Below are 1,078 nucleotides of genomic sequence, written 5' to 3' on the forward strand. Positions count from 1 at the left end.
GCGAACGCGCCGACCGGCTGACCACCGCCGAGTACGAGGAACTGAAGCAACTCCGCAAAGAAGTAGCGGAGTTGAGGCGGGCAAATGAGATCCTCAAAGCCGCGAGCGTGTTTTTTGCAGCCGAACTCGACCGTCCCCGGACGAGGCCGACCAGGTGATCGAGCACCTCAGGGACAAGGGCCTCGGGGTCGGGTTCGCCTGCCGGGTGCTGGGGCTGTCGGAGTCGGCGTACTACGCACGCAAGAAGCGGCCGAAGTCGGCCCGCCGGCTGCGCGACGAGCAGCTGATGCTGCTGATCGAACAGGTCCATGCCGAGTCCGGCGGCACCTATGGTGTCCGCCGGATCACCCGCGCACTGCGGCGCAAGGGCGTCGTCGTGGCACGCTGCACCGTCGAGCGGCTGATGCGTGAGCTGGGCCTGGAGGGCGTCATCCGCGGGCAGCGTCGCCGCACCACGGTGCCGGAGCCGTCGACGCCCAGACCGCCGGACCTGGTCGACCGCGACTTCACCGCCTCCCGCCCCGACCAGCTGTGGGTGGCAGACATGACCTATGTCCGCACCTGGTCGGGCTGGGTGTACGTGGCGTTCGTCCTGGATGTGTATTCGCGGATGATCGTCGGCTGGCAGGTCGCCAACCACATGCGGACCGAACTTCCACTGGATGCCCTGGAGATGGCGCTGTGGAGAAGGCGGATCAAGAAGGACTCCGGGCTGGTCCATCACAGCGACAGGGGGTCGCAATATGTGTCGATTCGCTACACCGACCGGCTCGCCGAGGTCGGGGCCGCCGCGTCCGTCGGCTCGGTCGCGGACTCGTATGACAACGCGATGGCCGAGGCCTTGAACGGCACCTTCAAGGCCGAGCTGATCGAGATGCAAGGACCGTGGCGGGACTTCGACCAGGTCGAGCGGGCGATCTTCCAGTGGGTCACCTGGTACAACGAGGAAAGGCTCCACTCCGCCCTCGACTACATACCGCCCGCCGAGTACGAACGCGACTGGTGGCGACAACAGGAAGCCGTCTCGCAGTCCGCCTGAAACAAGATCACCGGACTCTACGAAACTCGGGTCAGCTCA

1 protein-coding gene is annotated in these 1,078 nt (G+C 66.0%); it reads left to right on the top strand.

Annotated features, from left to right (window positions below; translation table 11 throughout):
- Positions 1–154: 154 nt before the first annotated feature.
- The gene (locus tag AB0G63_RS39150; protein ID WP_360760690.1) at positions 155–1,039 is read left to right on the top strand and encodes an IS3 family transposase; all 885 of its coding nucleotides are present in this window, start codon (positions 155–157) and stop codon (positions 1,037–1,039) included.
- Positions 1,040–1,078 lie beyond the last annotated feature (39 nt).

The organism is Streptomyces sp. NPDC020996, from assembly GCF_040641355.1.
Lineage (GTDB): Bacteria > Actinomycetota > Actinomycetes > Streptomycetales > Streptomycetaceae > Streptomyces.